3 protein-coding genes are annotated in these 2,103 nt (G+C 38.6%); all 3 read left to right on the top strand.

The features are described from left to right. Positions 1-163 precede the first annotated feature (163 nt). On the top strand, positions 164-793 hold the full coding sequence (locus AB4167_RS22160; protein WP_372132166.1) for a hypothetical protein: 630 nt from the start codon (positions 164-166) through the stop codon (positions 791-793). Between the two features lie 142 nt (positions 794-935). Further along, positions 936-1,358, top strand: coding sequence for a hypothetical protein (locus AB4167_RS22155; protein ID WP_372137039.1), 423 nt, complete (start codon positions 936-938; stop codon positions 1,356-1,358). Further along, positions 1,355-2,086 (top strand): hypothetical protein, encoded by a 732-nt coding sequence (locus AB4167_RS22150; RefSeq protein ID WP_372137038.1) that lies wholly within the window; start codon positions 1,355-1,357, stop codon positions 2,084-2,086. The genes AB4167_RS22155 and AB4167_RS22150 overlap by 4 nt, the downstream gene beginning before the upstream one ends. Positions 2,087-2,103 lie beyond the last annotated feature (17 nt).

Raw genomic sequence — 2,103 nt, 5'->3', positions numbered from 1 at the left:
TCAACGCCGTGAATACTGAATACATTCTTGGCGAGATCAACGCCAATAGTTTGAATGGTGGACATAGTAACCTCCAGTTCTTCAGCGTGTACTAAGTAAGTATGGCACGCAGAGTGTCAGGTAGAGGGAGTCCATATCATTCGTTAGCTTCTTTGGAGGTCAATTGGAAGATTTGGTATTAATCTTAAACATTGCTGTGGTGGTATCCATATCCATCGGCGGCTTTCTTGTTAGAAACTACTTTCCCAAGTATCTATCTGAAAAAGCCAAAAACTTAGCGACAAAAGAAGATATTGGACAGATTACAGATCAAGTAGAATCCATTAAACGTCAGCATGCTGTTGAACTCGAAAAAATCAAAACAGAACTAGATGTGAAAGGTGCTCTTCGTCAGTCATTTCAATCTAAGAGTTTGGACGCGCTGACTGCAATTGATGAGTTACTCGTAGAAATTCATCTATACAGCTGGAAACAACTCGCAGAACGATCACCAAATGAACATTACGTTTGGAGTAATGTCGATACTTTAGTCGACAATCGACATTTTCATTATTATCGCGTCGCTATAGATAAAGTTAAAATGGTTCACGGTCTTTACCTTACTTCAGCAGCAAAGCAAGCTCTGTCAGACTTATCTCAAGCTATAGGTATGCTATCTAGTATGGAACTTGCTCTCAGCAATGATCCTGACGAAGCAATTTTAGAATCAGCAGTTCCAGGTTATTCGTCAGCCATTGAGTCTGTCGAAAAGTGCAGAAAGAAACTAATGCACGAGCTGGGAGTACAAAGCTAACAAAGCATTTAAGAGTGATTCGCAACGCTTGGCGTTTTCGCTTCGCTCAAGTATAGCCAAGCGCTGCTCACACCTTAATGCGGCTAGCAGCCAAACAGTACTATCGGAAACAAATTTTCGTAAGATATAGGAAAGGTTATTTATGAAGTGGTATGAATGTAGGTCTGAGCAAGACTTAAAAATGCTAGGAACAATCGCAGAGGTAAAGAAAGAGATTGCGAAAGATTTAGAGGGGAAAGTTGTACTAACAGCTCGTAGTTGGACATCTTTGCTAGATAAAGTGTCTCTCCTTCAGGGACTTTTCCACCGACCTGAACATGATTCTGTTTGGCATGACGGTTTTGTTTCTGAAACAGAAAAGTACATATTTTGCCTAACCAAATTAGATGGTAAAAATAGACAAAAGAACTTAGGTGTCAGTGGTTTGCACTACAAAAATAAAGATCTTGCTAAGAAATGGATGTTTAAAATAAGCCACAAAATACACTCAGATAAATGTAATGATCCAAGAGCTAAAGATGCAATGGTTGAACTGGAGAGTATGTATAAGGAGATGAACAAATGAGTAGAGGGATGATACCTTTTGATCAACGCTCAGTTTCAGGCTCTTATGATGTACCTAGTTTGAATAGTGATAAGCTATCCAATAGCGCAGTACAAGGCATAATAAATGCGTGGGATAATAATACTGTGATTGATGTCTACGGTAGACCATGGATTAAGTCGGACACTGTGCATATTGTATTGAGAACTAATAAAGACAATGCGGCTTATTTGATTGGTGGTTTGTCAAGTGAGTATAAGTATCGAGATACAACAGGTTTGTATGTCCGTGGTGACGGGATTTGCCTACTGTTGGACTCTTCGATTTTAAATGCAAGAAGTATGTTGCGAGAGAATTATGTTAAATATTCTCAACTTTTGTATATTGCAATCAGAGATTGCAGTCGCGCTCGAGAGCTTAGAGGTGAGCATTACGAACATGTAAAAAAATTAATTAAGACCCTAAAAAGAAAGAGAATTAATGAATATGAAGTAGACTTTGATGAACTAACTGGTGAAGTTTTGCATGGGGCTTCGGCAGAGTTTTCACATATTCGTAGCGTATCGATTTACCCTGAGCTAGCCAGCCATATTGAAAATGGTCTAATAGTAAACAAAAGTACGCATAGAATAATCACACAGAATGGCATTAATGATGAAAATGAACTGCTAGATTTGTGTGATTTAAATGACTGGGATGTAAGTTGGTACCACAATTTCGATGATTACCTAGAACAACTTGGCTGCTAACAAATAAGGATTAAGGT

It is taken from the genome of Vibrio sp. 10N.286.49.E11, assembly GCF_041469505.1.
Taxonomy (GTDB): domain Bacteria; phylum Pseudomonadota; class Gammaproteobacteria; order Enterobacterales; family Vibrionaceae; genus Vibrio; species Vibrio crassostreae_C.
The sequence above is the reverse complement of the archived record's forward strand: the minus strand, read 5'-3'. Positions and strand labels throughout refer to the sequence as shown.

Excerpts from the sequence above, each read along its gene's own strand:
- AB4167_RS22150 (WP_372137038.1), top strand. The coding sequence starts at position 1,355 with ATGAGTAGAGGGATGATACCTTTTGATCAACGCTCAGTTTCAGGCTCT.
- AB4167_RS22155 (WP_372137039.1), top strand. The coding sequence starts at position 936 with ATGAAGTGGTATGAATGTAGGTCTGAGCAAGACTTAAAAATGCTAGGA.